The organism is Methylocystis sp. Uni0008 (assembly GCF_056838045.1).
Window position 1 is genome coordinate 2,894,906 of sequence record NZ_CM166370.1, and the last position, 15,301, is coordinate 2,910,206.

General features: G+C 63.6%; 14 protein-coding genes. 11 read left to right on the plus strand and 3 right to left on the minus strand.

What is annotated here, in order from left to right:
- Positions 1-42: 42 nt before the first annotated feature.
- Positions 43-555 carry a DUF2231 domain-containing protein gene (locus tag AC0X69_RS14515; protein WP_482608493.1) on the plus strand — a complete coding sequence of 171 codons (513 nt, stop codon included), beginning with the start codon at positions 43-45 and terminating at the stop codon, positions 553-555.
- Here AC0X69_RS14515 and AC0X69_RS14520 read toward each other — a convergent pair.
- Both AC0X69_RS14520 and AC0X69_RS14525 read right to left on the minus strand, forming a co-directional pair.
- Positions 525-1,037, minus strand: a complete 513-nt coding sequence (locus tag AC0X69_RS14520) for a CopD family protein (RefSeq protein ID WP_482608494.1) — start codon at positions 1,035-1,037, stop codon at positions 525-527. The genes AC0X69_RS14515 and AC0X69_RS14520 overlap by 31 nt on opposite strands.
- Before the next feature lie 211 nt (positions 1,038-1,248).
- Entirely contained in the window at positions 1,249-2,835 is a 1,587-nt protein-coding gene (locus AC0X69_RS14525) for a DHA2 family efflux MFS transporter permease subunit (RefSeq protein ID WP_482608495.1), read from the minus strand.
- A 208-nt stretch (positions 2,836-3,043) separates the two neighbouring features.
- Here AC0X69_RS14525 and AC0X69_RS14530 point away from each other — a divergent pair, with 208 nt between their 5' ends.
- Together AC0X69_RS14530 and AC0X69_RS14535 are read left to right on the plus strand one after the other, a co-directional pair.
- Positions 3,044-4,252, plus strand: a complete 1,209-nt coding sequence (locus AC0X69_RS14530; RefSeq protein ID WP_482608496.1) for a cation:proton antiporter — start codon at positions 3,044-3,046, stop codon at positions 4,250-4,252.
- A 126-nt stretch (positions 4,253-4,378) separates the two neighbouring features.
- Entirely contained in the window at positions 4,379-4,630 is a 252-nt protein-coding gene (locus tag AC0X69_RS14535) for a hypothetical protein (RefSeq protein WP_482608497.1), read from the plus strand.
- 54 nt (positions 4,631-4,684) lie between these two features.
- Here the strand turns inward: AC0X69_RS14535 and AC0X69_RS14540 are convergent, their stop codons facing one another.
- Positions 4,685-6,253 (minus strand): phytoene desaturase family protein, encoded by a 1,569-nt coding sequence (locus tag AC0X69_RS14540; RefSeq protein ID WP_482608498.1) that lies wholly within the window; start codon positions 6,251-6,253, stop codon positions 4,685-4,687.
- Between the two features lie 122 nt (positions 6,254-6,375).
- Here AC0X69_RS14540 and msrB point away from each other — a divergent pair, with 122 nt between their 5' ends.
- From msrB to sucD, 8 genes are all read left to right on the plus strand, one after another.
- Positions 6,376-6,789, plus strand: coding sequence for a peptide-methionine (R)-S-oxide reductase MsrB (msrB, locus tag AC0X69_RS14545; protein ID WP_482608499.1), 414 nt, complete (start codon positions 6,376-6,378; stop codon positions 6,787-6,789).
- Positions 6,790-7,466: 677 nt separating this feature from the next.
- The gene (locus tag AC0X69_RS14550; protein WP_482608500.1) at positions 7,467-9,200 is read left to right on the plus strand and encodes a formate--tetrahydrofolate ligase; all 1,734 of its coding nucleotides are present in this window, start codon (positions 7,467-7,469) and stop codon (positions 9,198-9,200) included.
- Positions 9,201-9,262: 62 nt separating this feature from the next.
- A complete protein-coding gene (locus tag AC0X69_RS14555) occupies positions 9,263-10,456 on the plus strand; it encodes an aminotransferase class V-fold PLP-dependent enzyme (protein ID WP_482608501.1) in 1,194 nt (397 codons plus the stop codon).
- Positions 10,457-10,541: 85 nt separating this feature from the next.
- Entirely contained in the window at positions 10,542-11,483 is a 942-nt protein-coding gene (locus AC0X69_RS14560) for a D-2-hydroxyacid dehydrogenase (RefSeq protein ID WP_482608502.1), read from the plus strand.
- 166 nt (positions 11,484-11,649) lie between these two features.
- Complete coding sequence (locus tag AC0X69_RS14565; protein WP_482608503.1) at positions 11,650-12,510, plus strand: NADP-dependent methylenetetrahydromethanopterin/methylenetetrahydrofolate dehydrogenase; 861 nt, start codon at positions 11,650-11,652, stop codon at positions 12,508-12,510.
- 12 nt (positions 12,511-12,522) lie between these two features.
- Positions 12,523-13,155, plus strand: coding sequence for a methenyltetrahydrofolate cyclohydrolase (gene fchA, locus AC0X69_RS14570; RefSeq protein ID WP_482608504.1), 633 nt, complete (start codon positions 12,523-12,525; stop codon positions 13,153-13,155).
- A 35-nt stretch (positions 13,156-13,190) separates the two neighbouring features.
- Positions 13,191-14,363 (plus strand): malate--CoA ligase subunit beta, encoded by a 1,173-nt coding sequence (locus AC0X69_RS14575; protein WP_482608505.1) that lies wholly within the window; start codon positions 13,191-13,193, stop codon positions 14,361-14,363.
- Positions 14,364-14,380: 17 nt separating this feature from the next.
- Entirely contained in the window at positions 14,381-15,268 is an 888-nt protein-coding gene (sucD, locus tag AC0X69_RS14580; RefSeq protein ID WP_482608506.1) for a succinate--CoA ligase subunit alpha, read from the plus strand.
- The last annotated feature ends 33 nt before the right edge of the window (positions 15,269-15,301 follow it).

Genomic DNA, 15,301 nt, shown 5'->3' on the forward strand with positions numbered 1-15,301 from the left:
CAAGGGCGTTAGAAGGATGAGACGACGCGCGGAGGAACGCCGGTGGCGAACGAACGAAATGGCGGGCGAAAAGGATTCATCGATCCGATCAAACAGCTTCCGGAGTTTCACGAAACGGAATCGCGCGTGGCGGTGCTTGGCCATCCGATTCACGCGATGTCCGTCGCCTTTCCGGTCGCGCTGACCTTCACTTTGCTTGGCGCGGATCTCCTGTACTGGTGGACAGGCGATGTTTTCTGGGCGCGCGCCGGCGTCTGGTCGGCGGGGGGAGGCTTTCTGCTCGGCCTGGTGGCGGGAGTGTCCGGAACCGCGGAATTGTTGCTTGTTCCCGGCATACGCGCCAGGACCGCGGCGTGGTCGCATTTCATCCTCGCCGTATTGCTGCTCGCGCTTCTCGGCGTGAACTGGGGCTATCGGCTCTACGACTATCAGGACGTCGTGCTGCCCTACGGCCTGCTCTTGTCGATACTCTGCGTGATCATGGTGTCGGTGACGGGATGGCATGGCGGCAAGCTCGTCTTCGATTATCGGCTGGGCGCCAAGAAGGGGAGCTGACCGCCCTGCGGCTGCGACAGCCACTGCGGAAAGCGAAATTCGCTGAGGTCAGGCTTGTCGAGCACGAGAAACAGAATCGCGAAAATCGGAATGAACGTCGCCATCGCCTGCAGGGCTGGATGCGGCGGCCGATGGAGGCCGTGCGTTTCCTCAATCAAAGTGACCGTGTGCCCTACCCAGCCATGGGTGAGGACCAGAGCGGCGACGAAAACCAGTTTCAGGAACATCCACGGCGTGAAGGCGTCGCGCAGGAAGACGAGCGCTGTTCCTGAGGCTACCGCCAGAACCGCGGCGGGGGTCACGCCGAGCGTATAGGCGAAATGGGTGTAACGCCGGATCCGCGCATAGTCCGTCTGGCTGATCGCCGGGTCGTGGCGCGACAGCATCAGCGGCAGGGCGATCAGGCCGGCGCACCACAGCGAGAGCGTTAGAATGTGGAACGCCAGAAAATACGGGACGAGCGGCGCGAACTCGCCGTTCACCGACGACGGCCTTCTGCTTTCGCGCGGCGCGCGCGGTTCGTGCGCGCCTCATTGGCGCGCGCAAAGAAAATACAGCCGTCTATGAATGTGCGATCTGTCACGGCGCTCGAAGGGCTCGAAGAAAATCAGAACTGTAACGCTTGAAGTCGAGCCATGTTCCAGAGCGGAAGCTGCGCCGCCTTTGGCGATCCAGCGCGGGGTTCGCCAGCGCTCAGGGCTGCTCCATCAGCTCCTCGGCGGAAAGCCGCGTGAGCGACTGTTTGCGCTTCTTTGACGCGTAGCTTGGATAGGCGAGCCAGACGACTCCCGAGAGCAGGATGAACGCCATCGCGCCGAACAGAAAGGCGTCGTTGAGCGCGAGGATCGACGCCTGCTGTCGAATGAGCTGCGCCGCGCGGCTCTGCGCGGCGGTGGGCGACATGCCCATCGCCTGCATGCGATCCAGGAACGCGGTAAGCAGGTCGAGCGAGGCGAAGCGCCGTCCGCCGAAATGATCGGCGAGATCGAGCTGATGGAACGGCGTTCGGCGGAAGAAGAGAACGCCGAGCAGCGAGATGCCCAGGGCGCCGGCCACGGTGCGCAGCATCGCGAGCTCTTCCGCCGCGCGGATCAGTCGTTTGCCGGCGAGCCCGGTCATGGCGAGGGTCGCGAGCGGCGCAAAGAACATCGCGAGCGAGAAGCCGAAAAAGAACATCGGCGTCTTGATGTCGTCGAAATAAGCGTTCTTGTCGTATTGGCCGAGCCAGACGAAGGTCACCGCGAGACCGACGAAATTGAGGAACACGATCAGTCGCGCGTCGACGTTCCTCGTAAGTTCATGCACGACGGCCGCGGCCGCCATCGCCAGAAAGATCATGGTCAGATAGACCATGCCGGCGAGTGAAGACGTGTAGCCGAGCAGCACCTGCAATTGCACGATGAACACCGAGAGCAGGCCCTGGATCACCAGAAATCCGACCACCGAACAGAATGTCGCGATGGCGAAATTGCGATGCAGAAACAGACGCAGGTCTAGCGCGGGCCGTCGTTCGCCGAACTCCCAGAAGATGAACATCGGCAGCGCCAGCAACACGACGAGGAGCAGCCACGCGAGCAAGGGCGACGCGAACCAGTCGAAATCATTGCCCATGTTGAGAATCGTTTGCACGCCGAGCAGCGCCGTGGCGAGCAGAATGAAGCCGATCGTATCGAAGCGCGTCATGCGGCGCTGAAAGCCCCGCCGGTAGAACAGCGCCGAAATGATCGCCGCCACGGGCAATACGACCACGACGTTGGAATAAAACAGCCAGCGCCAGTCGAAATATTCGGCCCAGAAGCCGCCCATGAACACGCCGATGGTGAATGGCGCCATGCTCATGACGCCCCAGAAGCCGACGCCAAGCGTGCGTCGGTCATCCGGATATTGCGCAAGCGTCACCGATTGAGCGAGCGGAAGGGCGACGCCGCCGGCAAGGCCAAGGAGAAAGCGCATCGGCGCGAAAAACCAGATGGTTTCGCTCGCCGCGCACATCAGCGAGAAGATGGCGTAGAACATGAGCGCGCCGATCAGCACGCGATAGTCGCCGAAGCGCCCGGAGAACCACCGCGACAGTGGCAGGCCGAGCGCGATTCCCACCATGTGGTCGGTGGTCGCCCAGGTGCCGAAGCTCGGCGTCACGCCCTGCAGACTGCCGGCGGCATAAGGCGCGAGCACCGTGTAGCCCGGAACGTTCGAGAGCATGACGACATTCGCCGCCCCCGCCGCGCCATTCAGCAGCAGGAATCGCCAGCCCCTTATGCGCGCTGCGTCATTCACCACCGTCCGTCTCCGGCCGGAAGCGCGGACTGGCCTCGGATACGCTTAAGGTTTATTCGAATGCGCAGCTTCATCCATTTGCTCATGTGGGCGTGCGAGTCATCGCCCAAAAGAAGGGATTTGTCACGAAGCGAGTCGTTTGAGAAACGCCGCAAGCTTGCCAATTGTCGACGCCATGCGCCATACAGCCGCCTGCAAACGGAGAAGGCGCATGACGGGAATCTGGTTTCAGGCCGCGCTTATTTTCGGCCTCGCGCTCATCTCGGCGATGATCGCCGCGCGATTTCGCATCTCGACCGCGCTGACCGAAATCATCGTCGGCATGTGCGCGCGCGCGCTGTTCGCCGCGACGGTCGGCGCCGAGATCTTCAGCGCCCAGGAGCCATGGGTCAAGACGCTCGCGGGACTTGGCGCAATCGCGCTGACGTTTCTCGCGGGCGCGGAGCTCGATCCCGACGTTTTCAAGCTGAAGTGGAAGGAGGCCGCGGCGATTGGCGTTGCGAGCTTCCTTGCGCCCGCGATCGCCTGCTGGGCGGTCGCCTATTATCTCCTGGGCTGGGAGAGTTCGCCGGCGCTGCTCGCGGGCATCGCGCTCGCCGCCACCTCTGTCGCGGTCGTCTATACGGTGATGATGGAATATGGCTTCAACCGCACGGATTTCGGCAAGACGATTCTCGCCGCCTGTTTCATCACCGATCTCGGCACGGTCGTGACGCTTGGGCTCGTTTTCGCGCCGTTCACATGGAAGACCGCTGTGTTCGTCGTGGCGGTCGGCGCGGCGTTCGTCGGATTGCCGCGGGCGACGCCGGCGATCTTTTCGAGATTCGGCGGCCGCCCATCCGAATTCGAGACGAAGTTCCTGTTCTTCGCGCTGATGGCGCTCGGCGCGCTCGCGACCTGGGCGGGAAGCGAAGGCGTCCTGCCCGCCTATCTCATCGGGATGGCGCTTGCGGGCTCCGTCGGACGTGAACATGCGCTCATTCGCAAGATCCGCGCGGTGACCATCGGCCTTCTGACGCCCTTCTATTTCATCAGGGCGGGATATTTCGTCTCCATTCCTGCCGTTCTCGCCGCGCCGCTCGGCGTCGTGGCCTTTCTTGCGGTCGAGATGGCGACCAAGATCGTCAGCGTTTATCCAGTGGCGCGCCGATTCGGCTCGCCGCACAAGGACGCCATGTATACGACGCTGCTGATGGCGTCCGGCCTCACATTCGGCACGATTTCGGCGCTGTTCGGCCTATCGAACAACATCATTGACGAGAGCCAGTATTCAACGCTCGTCGCGGCGATCATTGCGACGGCCATCGTGCCAACAATGATCGCGAACAGCGTTTATTTGCCGCGTCATCAGCTGCCTCGGGACGAAAAGGCGGGCGTCGCTCATGCGCCCCGGGAGGAGGAGTCCGTTCTGGAGGGATAATTGCTGCTTGATTCCCGGCGGGCGCGATGCAATCAAGCTGGATTGTCGCTCGGGGAAGCGCGCCTGCGAGTGGCGCGCCTGCGGTGTGCATGGCCTCGAAGCGCGGATAAAGGAAGGACGATCTGAATGCGCATCATTCTGAGGCTATCGGCTGTGCTGGCTTTCTTTGCGCTCGCCCCGGCTTTCGCGCAGGGCACCGCGCAGCAGCGCGAGGCTTGCGAAGCCGACGCCAATCGCGTTTGCCAGGCTTATATTCCCGACGCGATCGCGATCGAGCGGTGCCTGAGAGCCAATGCGGGCGCGATCAGCGGCGCCTGCCGCGCGGAACTCGGCCTCGCCTCGCCCGCGAGCGCCGGCGGCAAGAAGCGCAAGCGCTAATCAACGTGCGGCGGCGCAACGTCCCTGCGCCGCTCGACAACGTCTTCGGAAATCTCAGGTCGCGACAGCGAGCCGTCTCTCGGCGAGCCGCGCGGCCTCGGCGCCGGATAACATCGCGCCGTTGAAGCCATGTTCGCCGCCGAACGCCGAAGCGAGATAGACCCCGTCGATCGGGGTTCGCGGCGTGCGCGGAAATCCCATCAGGATCGGCGCCTCGGCGGGCAGCGCCGCAAATCCGTACACCGCGCCTTCCGGCGTGTTGAGATAGCCCGCCATCGAATAGGCGTTGAGCAGCATCCGCGTCGTCACGAGACCGGAAAAGCCGGGATAGTCGCGGTCGAGCGACGCCTGTATGGCGTCGAGCCAGCGCTCGCGGCGCGCCATCGCCGCTTCGCGCGGCAGATCGCGCCAGTTGTCGAGCCGATCGAGCCCAAGCACGCTGACGAGGATCGGCGGTTCGTCCCAGAGCCCTGAATCGACTGCGGTGAAATTCGCGATCGTGTGGAGCGGCAGCGTTCCCTTCGGATCTTCGGCCATCGCGCCGGCGCCATCGCCATATTGATCGAAGCGCTGCATCTCAGGCGGCATGACGACGGTCGTGAAATCCGTCAGTCCGACTGTCGACGGTTTCGCGCTGAGGCCGAAATTCGCCGCAAACAGCGACGTCGAAAGCCTGCGTGACCCGAAGGCCTCGTCCATCGCCGCCCGCGCCGGCGCGTCCATCATCGCCGCCGCCTCCGAGGGCGCGCAATTCGCCATCACGACGCGCGCTTCGATGCGTTCCTCGCTGTCGCCGGCCCGCCGCGCGACATGGCGTATGGCCACCGCAGCGCCGTCCGCGTCCGTTTCGATGGCGTTGACGACGCGGCCCATGCGCACGACGCCGCCGGTCTTGGTGATGCATTTGGCGAGCTTGAGGCTCAACTGCCGCGAACCGCCTTTGATGTAGGCGCCGCCCGAACTGATGTAAGCGCCCTGCGCAATTGCATAATAGATCCACCACAGATTGCGTGGATCGTCGCCGTAATAGGCGAGATTGGCGCCCAGCGCGCACTTTAAGGCTTCGCAGCCGGCGAAGTCGCGCTCCATGATCTCGTGCAGGGAGTTCTGCCAGCCCGCCGCCGCCGGCGCGACTTCCCAAAGGCCGCGCGTGAATTTGGCGAAGGAGCCTTCTTCGCGCGCCTGTTTGAGCGTCCACAGGGCGTCGTGAATCTGTTCGACCTCGCCGAGAAATCTCTGGATGGCGGCGCGCTTGTCCGGAAAGCGTTCGGCGAGCGCCTCATAGGCCGGCGCAAAACCGAACGGTAGTTCGAAGGGCTCTCCCACCGGTCCGCCGCGCACCTTGTAGAGCGCGCCGGTGGGCAGCCATTCGATCTCGTCGAGGATTCCAAGGCGCCGAAGAATATCGTGCTTGACGTCGCGGGGATTGCGGGCGTCGGAGGTCTGATGGAGCGACGCTTCGACGGTCAGCGGCCCGACCTTGTAGACCGACGCCGCGCCGCCCAGGCTGAAATTGCGCTCGAGCAGGCAGACGCTGTAGCCGGCCTGCGCAAGCAGCGCGCCCGCCGTCAATCCGCCCAGCCCCGAGCCGATCACCACGGCGTCGTATTTTTTGTCGCTCATTCTCGAATCGTCGTTTCCGCTGAAAGATGGCCACTCTATCCCGCCTCATCCCTCTGGCGAAAGGCGGCGGCTGATACAAGATAGGGAGCCGAGCCCAAGACCCTCGAGACAAGGCGCTGCACATGGCCGATGAGACCTATCCCGTAACCCGCACCGACGCCGAGTGGCGCGCGCTTCTCACCCCGGAGCAATATGACGTCATGCGCCGTCATGGCACCGAGCGCCCCGGAAGCTGCGCGCTCAATCACGAAAAGCGTCGCGGCGCCTTCAATTGCGCCGGCTGCGGCCAGCCCCTGTTTCGCTCGGGCGAGAAGTTCGAAAGTGGCACCGGCTGGCCGAGCTTCTTCGATCCTCTCCCGGGGGCGCTTGGCTCGACCGTCGACCGCAGCTACGGCATGACGCGCACGGAGGTGCATTGCAGCCGCTGCGGCTCCCATCTCGGGCATGTCTTCAACGACGGCCCGCCGCCGACGGGGCTGCGCTATTGCATCAATGGCGTCGCGCTTAATTTTGAGCCCGAGGAGGCGTCGAAATGACTATCGGCCTTCGTGATCGCCCGATAGAGTCAAAGCTGCGACGCTGACTGCGACAAATTTTTTTCCAAAGCGCGTCTCGAAGAAGCAGCGCACGCGCTCCTGCGGTTTGTTCGGATAGGCAAGGATAGGGCTCGATCGCGCGCCGGCGCACGCAAGCCGCCTCTGCTCACCTGTCAGATCAGCTTTACGGGCGTGTAGGAAGCGCCGCTATTTTCGTAGGGAATAAGCGCGATCGCCGGAGCCGAGGCATGTCGTCGAGACCCACCTTATAGTGTAGGTGAAGGATAGGGGCTCGGCCCGGCTTGTCGTATAAGCGACACTCCCGCCGCGCCTTGTCGCGCGAGCGGGAGTTGCTTCGAAACGCCAGTGACGACGGCGGGCCGCCGGAGGCTCGGCCGGCTTGACGAGCAATTTTGATTCCCGTCATACGAGATAGCCGCCCATGAATTTTTCATTAAGCGGACTGATGCGCGCGTCGGCTCGTTGCGGCGAACCGCGGCCTTGATGCGCGAATTGGAGAAAACTACGGTCGCAAAAAAGGCTGCAGCCTGACATCGGCAGGATTTCAGCCCGGTCGGCTGGGAGCGGGATCGGCGGCGCCGACGCTCGTATCTCGATGACCGAGAAAACAAATTTTCTGGGCTTGTGCGACGCAGGCCCGAGAGGGAGTGGACTGCATGTCAGAAAGGCCAGCCGCCGCGCCGGGCGCGAGCGGAAGAGACAATCAGCATCTTGCGCCGAAGTCCGACATCGAGATTTCGCAGGCCGCGAAGATGCGGCCGATTATCGACGTCGCCCGCGACAAGCTGGGCATCCCGGCCGAACATGTGCAGCCCTACGGTCACTACAAGGGCAAGATCTCCCTCGACTATCTTTCCTCTCTCGGCGGCCAGACCGACGGCAAGCTGATCCTCGTCACGGCGATTACGCCGACGCCCGCCGGCGAAGGCAAGACGACGACGACCGTCGGCCTCACCGACGGCCTCAATCACATCGGCAAGAAGGCGCTGTGCTGTCTGCGCGAGCCTTCGCTCGGCCCCTGTTTCGGCGTGAAGGGCGGCGCGGCCGGCGGCGGCTATGCGCAGGTCGTGCCGATGGAGGACATCAATCTCCACTTCACCGGCGACTTCCATGCGATCGGCGCGGCGAACAATCTGCTCGCGGCGCTGATCGACAATCACATCTATTGGGGCGGCGAGCCCAAGATCGACTCGCGCCGGGTCGCATGGCGCCGGGTCGTCGATATGAACGATCGCGCATTGCGTTCGATCGTGTCGTCGCTCGGCGGCGTGTCGAACGGCTTTGCCCGCGAGGATGGATTCGACATCACCGTCGCTTCGGAAGTGATGGCGATCTTCTGCCTGGCGTCGAGCTTCGACGATCTGCAGCGGCGGCTGGGCGACATCATCGTCGGCCAGACGCGTGAGAAAAAGAACGTGCGCGCGTCTGAAGTGAAAGCGGCGGGCGCCATGGCCGCGCTCCTCAAGGATGCGATCGCGCCCAATCTCGTGCAGACGCTGGAGAACAACCCGGCGATCATCCACGGCGGCCCCTTCGCCAACATCGCGCATGGCTGCAACTCGGTCATCGCCACGAAGGCTGGCCTCAAGCTCGCCGATTACGTCGTGACGGAAGCGGGCTTCGGCGCCGATCTCGGCGCGGAGAAGTTCTTCGACATCAAGTGCCGCAAGGCGGGACTGAAACCCGACATCACGGTGATCGTCGCGACGATTCGCGCGCTCAAAATGCATGGCGGCGTCGCCAAGGACGATCTGAAGGCCGAGAATGTCGCCGCGGTCGAGAAGGGCTTCGAGAATCTGAAGCGCCATATCGGCAACGTCCGCAAGTTCGGCGTGCCGGTGCTCGTCTCGATCAACAAGTTCTCGTCGGACACGGCGGCGGAGATGGTGGCGCTCGACAAGCTCTGCACGGCTGAAGGCGTGGAATGCGTCGTCGCCGACAACTGGGGCTCCGGCGGCGCCGGCGCGGCGGATCTCGCCAAGGCCGTCGTCAAGACCATCGAGACGCAGCCCTCGAACTTCAAGCCGCTCTATCCGGACGACATGCCGCTTCCCGAAAAGGTGCGCACGATCGCCAGAGAACTCTACGGCGCCGCCGACATCTCTTATGATTCCAGCATCAAGTCGCGCTTCGCGGAACTGGAGAAGGAAGGCTTCGGCAACTTCCCGGTCTGCATCGCCAAGACGCAATACAGCTTTTCGACGGATCAGAACGCCAAGGGCGCGCCCTCGGGCTTCACGATCCCGATCCGTGAACTGCGTCTTTCGGCGGGCGCAGAATTCATCGTGGTGGTGTGCGGCGACATCATGACGATGCCCGGACTGCCGAAGGTCCCAGCCGCCAACAACATCTTTGTTGACGACGTCGGCCGCATCGCCGGCCTGTTCTAGGCCGTTTGAGGCCTCATCGGCGCCCCGCCATCTGAAACCCGCCGCTCGAAAGGAGCTACAGAATGTTGAATTCCAGAATTCCCGGCAAGAACTTCCTGTTTGTGCCGGGCCCGACCAATCTGCCCGACCGCATCGTGCGCGCCATGTCGGTCGCGTCCGAAGACCATCGCTCGCCGACGTTCCCTGACCTCGTCAAGCCGCTTTTCCCCGGCCTGAAGAAGGTGTTCGGCACCGAGAAGGGCCACGCCTTCATTTTCCCGGCGTCCGGCACCGGCGGCTGGGAAGCCGCGATCACCAATACGCTGTCGCCCGGCGACAAGGTTCTGGCGCAGCGCTTCGGCCAGTTCTCCCATCTGTGGATCGATCTTTGTAAGCGTCATGGCCTCGACGTCGTCGTTCAGGAGCGCGAATGGGGCACCGGCAATGATCCGGAGCTGATCGAAGAGACGCTGAAGGCCGACAAGAATCACGAGATCAAGGCGGTTCTCGCCACGCATAACGAAACGGCGACGGGCGTCACTTCCGACATCGCCGCGGTGCGCAGGGCGATGGACAACGCCAAGCACCCGGCGTTGCTCTTCGTCGATGGCGTGTCCTCGGTCGCGTCGCTCGAGTTCAAAATGGACGAGTGGGGCGTCGATGTGATCGTGTCGGGCTCGCAGAAGGGCTTCATGCTGCCGGCCGGTCTGCTGCTCATGGCGGCGAGCCAGAAGGCTGTCGAGGCCGGCAAGTCCAACAAGGGGCGCCGCGCCTATTTCGAGTTCCAGGACATGATCTCCCAGAACGCGAACGGCTATTTCCCTTATACGCCCTCCGTGCCGCTGCTCTACGGCCTCAAGGAATCGCTCTCGATCCTGTTCGAGGAGGGCCTCGATCAGGTCTACAAGCGCCACCATCATCTCGCCGAGGGCGTTCGCGCGGCCGTCTCCGCATGGGGCCTCAAGTGCTGCGCCAAGGAGCCGAAGTGGAACTCCGACACCGTCACGGCGATCGTCGTGCCGGAAGGCTATAACGCCGCCAAGGTCATCGAGATCGCCTACAAGCGCTACAATCTCGCGCTCGGCGCCGGTCTGTCCGAAGTCGCGGGCAAGGTGTTCCGCATCGGCCACCTTGGCGACCTCAATGAGCTCATGCTGCTCGGCGCCATCGGCGGCGCGGAGATGGCCATGCTCGACGTCGGCATTCCGGTGACGCCGGGTTCGGGCGTTGCGGCGGCGCAGGCGGTCTATCGCGCCAATCCGCTGCTTAAGATGTAATTACTTATTGCGATCGGCGGTCGGAGCGTTTCCGACCGCCGATCGCCGAATACAAAGAATTGAGAAAGAGGGGAAACTGAAAGTCATGTCGCACAAAATCGTCTTTCTCGATCGCGAAACGCTCGACGCCAATGTGCGCAAGCCGAATTTTCCTCACGAATATACGGAACACGCCCAGACCGCGCCCGACCAGATCGTCGAACGCCTGAAAGGCGCCTCGATCTGCATCACCAACAAGGTGCCGCTGCGCGAAGCGACGCTGAAACAGCTTCCGGACCTCAAGCTTATCGCGGTCGCCGCGACCGGCACGGACGTGATCGACAAGGCCTATACGAGCGCCAATGGGATCGTCGTCTCCAACATTCGCAACTACGCCTTCAACACGCTGCCCGAACATGTGTTCGCGCTGCTCTTCGCGCTGCGCCGGAACCTAGTGAACTACTATAATTCCGTTCGGCAGGGACGTTGGGGCTACGCCAATCAGTTCTGCTATTTCGATTATCCGATCTATGACATCGCCGGCTCCACGCTCGGCATCATCGGCTATGGCGCGCTCGGCAGGGAGATCGAGAAACGCGCAACGGCCCTCGGCATGAAGGTGCTGATCAACGACGTCATGGACGTGCCGAACAAGGTCGACGTCGCGACGATTCTGCGCGAGGCGGACGTCGTCACGCTAAATATTCCGCTGACGCCCGAGACGAAGAATATGATCTCGACGAAAGAGCTGGCGTCGATGAAGAAGAGCGCCTGCATCATCAATACGGCGCGCGGCGGCATCGTCGACGAAGCGGCGCTCGCCGACGCGCTGCGCAAGGGCGTGATCGCCGGGGCCGGATTCGACGTGCTGACCGTCGAGCCGCCCAAGAACGGCAACATCCTGCTCGATCCGACGATCCCCAATCTGATCATCACGCCGCATGTCGCCTGGGCCTCGAAGGAGGCGATGCAGGTGCTGGCCGACCAACTCGTCGACAATATCGACGCGTTTGTCGCCGGCAGCCCGCGCAACGTCGTGGCCGCGTGAGGCTCACGCCCCCTCCCGGCGCTTCGCGCCACCCTCCCCCGCAAGCGGGAGAGGGGACTAACGCCCGAGGTTGCGCGAATGCGCGTCGATGGCCGAGTCTGCTCCCTCTCCAGCGCGAAGCGCGGGGGAGGGTTGGGGAGGGGGCCAGTGAAAGGTTCGAACTCCTATGACCAAGAAGCTTCTTTTCCTTTTTGACACCGATCCGGTTCCGAGCGTTTTCGACACGGTGGTCGGCTATGACGGCGGCGCGGACCGCATCATCGGCTATGGCGGCGTGACGCCGGAAAACGTCGGCGCGCTGGTCGACGGCTGCATCTACACGCGCGGCCCGAAGGAGAAGCAATATACGGCGATTTTCGTCGGCGGCGGCAACATGACGGCGGGCGAAGCCGTGTTCAAAGCCGTCAAGAAGCGCTTCTTCTCGAATTTCCGCGTGTCGGCGATGCTCGACTCGAACGGCTCCAACACGACCGCCGCCGCCGGCGTGGCGCTGCTCGCCAAGGCGAGTTCGCTCAAGGGCAAGAAAGCCGTCGTTCTCGCCGGCACCGGCCCGGTCGGCATGCGCGCCGCGGCGATGCTGAACATCGAAGGCGCTGAAGTCGCCATCACCTCGCGTCAGAAGTCGCGCGCCGAAGCGGCGGCCAAGGCCATTCAGGAGCGCTTTGGCTTCACGCCAGCCACGATCGAAGCCGCGGACAATGCGGCGCGCGCTCAGGTGATCAAAGGCGCTCAGATCGTCTTCGCGGCGGGCGCCATCGGCGTGCCGCTGCTCGACGAGAAGGATTGGCAGAACGATCCGACGATCGAACTCATCGCCGACTGCAACGCGCAGCCGCCGCTCGGCGTCGGCGGCGTCGAGGCGACCGACAAGGCGAAGGAGCGTCACGGCAAGATCGTGATCGGCGCTCTCGGCCTGGGCGGGCTGAAGCTGAAGTTGCATCGCGAATGCGTCGGCAAGCTGTTTGACGCCGCCGACCAGGTGTTCGACTGCGAAAACATTTATGCGCAAGCCAAAGAGCTCGCCTGAGCGAGGAAAGATATGAGCGCCAAGAACGATACGATTGGGAAATTCCTCGACGAACTGGCCAGCGATGCGCCGACTCCCGGCGGCGGCGGCGCGGCGGCGCTGTCCGGCGCCATGGGCGCCGCGCTCGTTTCGATGGTCTGCAATCTCACCATCGGCAAAAAGAACTACGAAGCGGTGTCCGCAGATCTTCAGCAGACTCTCGCCAACGCCGAGAAGCTGCGCACCCAGCTGACGCAGGGCGTCGATGAAGACGTCGTCGCCTTCAACACGCTGATGGGCGCCTACGGTCTGCCGCGCGGCACCGACGAGGAGAAGGCGAAGCGCTCTGAGGCGATCCAGTCGGCGCTGAAGGAAGCGACGCTGGCGCCGCTGAAGACCTGCAATATCTGCTACGACGTCATCGCGCTTTCGAAAGAGGCTGCGGATAAGGGCAACCTTAACGTCATCAGCGACGCCGGAGTCGCGGTGCTCGCCGCCAACGCCGGCCTGCGCAGCTGCGCGCTCAATGTCTTCATCAACGCCAAGGCGATCAAGGACCGCGATTTCGCCGAGAAGCAGCTTGCCGACGTCAATGCGCTGCTCGCCAAGGCCGCCGCCGAGACGGAAGCGGTTTACGAGACGGTCAAAGCCAAGATAGGCGGCTGAAGAAGCCGCGCCCCGATTGCGAGGAGAGGACTGCAATGGACGTCCACGAGTATCAAGCCAAGGAAATACTGGCGAGCCACGGCGTCGATGTTCCGCCTGGCACGGTCGCTTTCAGCCCGGATCAGGCGGTCTACGCCGCAACCGAACTCGGCGGCTCGCACTGGGTCGTCAAGGCGCAGATTCACGCCGGCGCGCGCGGCAAGGCGGGCGGCGTCAAGCTCTGCCGCACCTATCACGAAGTGCAGCAGGCGGCGCGCGATCTTCTCGGCAAGCGGCTCGTCACCGGCCAGACCGGACCGGAAGGAAAGCCGGTGCAGCGCGTCTATGTCGAGGTCGCCGATCCTTTCGAGCGCGAACTCTATTTGGGCTACGTGCTCGACCGCAAATTGGAGCGCGTGCGGGTCATCGCGTCGAAGCACGGCGGCATGGAGATCGAGGAGATCGCCAGGAACACTCCTGACGAGCTGCTCCAGGTCATCGTCGAGCCCGCCGTCGGCCTGCAGCAGTTTCAGGCGCGCGAACTCGCCTTCCAGCTCGGCCTCAATATCAAGCAGGTCTCGCGCGCGGTGAAGACGATCATGGGCGCCTATCGCGCCTTCCGCGACAATGACGCGACCATGCTCGAGATCAACCCGCTCGTCGTCACCAAGGACGACAAGGTGCTGGCGCTCGACGCCAAGATGTCCTTCGACGACAATGCGCTGTTCCGCCGCCACAACATCGTCGACATGAACGATCCCTCGCAGAGCGATCCGCGCGAGGCGCAGGCGGCCGAGCACAGCCTCAATTACATCGGCCTCGACGGCGAGATCGGCTGCATCGTCAATGGCGCCGGACTGGCCATGGCGACCATGGATATGATCAAGCACGCCGGCGGCAATCCGGCGAACTTTCTCGACGTCGGCGGCGGCGCTTCGCCGGAGCGTGTCGCGACGGCGTTCCGCCTGGTTCTGTCCGACCGGCGTGTGAAAGTGGTGCTCGTCAATATTTTCGCCGGCATCAATCGTTGCGACTGGGTCGCGCAGGGCGTCGTCGACGCGGTGCGCGCCGAGAAGATCGAGGGCGTGCCGCTCGTCGTGCGTCTCGCCGGCACCAATGTCGAAGCGGGCAAGAAGATCATCGCCGAAAGCGGCATTCCGATCATTCAGGCCGATACGCTGGCCGACGCCGCCGAGAAGGCCGTCGCCGCCTATAAGGGCGCCAAGTAAGCGCCGGAGAACGACACATGAGCATTCTCATTGACGAAAAGACCCCGATCCTCGTTCAAGGCATTACCGGCGACAAGGGCAGCTTCCATACGAAAGAGATGATCGACTACGGCAGCAATGTCGTCGCTGGCGTCACGCCCGGAAAGGGCGGCAAAACTCATCACGGCGTGCCGGTGTTCAACACTGTGCGCGAAGCGGTGCGCGAGACCGGCGCCCAGGCGTCGATCACCTTCGTCGCGCCGGCCTTTTGCGCCGACGCGATCATGGAAGCCGCCGACGCCGGCGTTCGCCTCATCTGCTCGATCACCGACGGCATTCCGGCGCAGGACATGATGCGCGTGAAGCGCTACTTCCTGCGCTTCCCGAAGGACCGCCGGCCGATGCTGGTCGGGCCGAACTGCGCCGGCATCATTTCGCCGGGCAAGGCGATGCTCGGAATCATGCCGGGCCACATCTACAAGCAGGGCTCGGTGGGCCTGATCTCGCGCTCCGGCACGCTCGGCTATGAGGCGGCCTCGCAGCTGAAGGCGCTGGGCCTCGGCATATCGACCTCCGTCGGCATCGGCGGCGATCCGATCAACGGCTCGTCCTTCCTCGACCATCTGGTGCTGTTCGACAAAGACCCCGAGACCAAGGCCGTGCTCATCATCGGTGAGATCGGCGGCCCGCAGGAGGCCGAGGCCTCGGCCTGGATCAAGGAGAATTTCTCCAAGCCGGTGATCGGTTTCGTCGCTGGCCTCACGGCGCCAAAGGGCCGCCGCATGGGCCATGCCGGCGCGATCATTTCGGCGTCGGGCGACAGCGCCGCGGAAAAGACCGAGATCATGAAGTCCTACGGGCTGACCGTTGCGCCGAGCCCGGCTGAATTCGGATCGACGGTCGCCAAGGTATTGCAAAGCGCCTGACGGGCGTGATCCGGCGTCGGCGCCGTGGGGCGC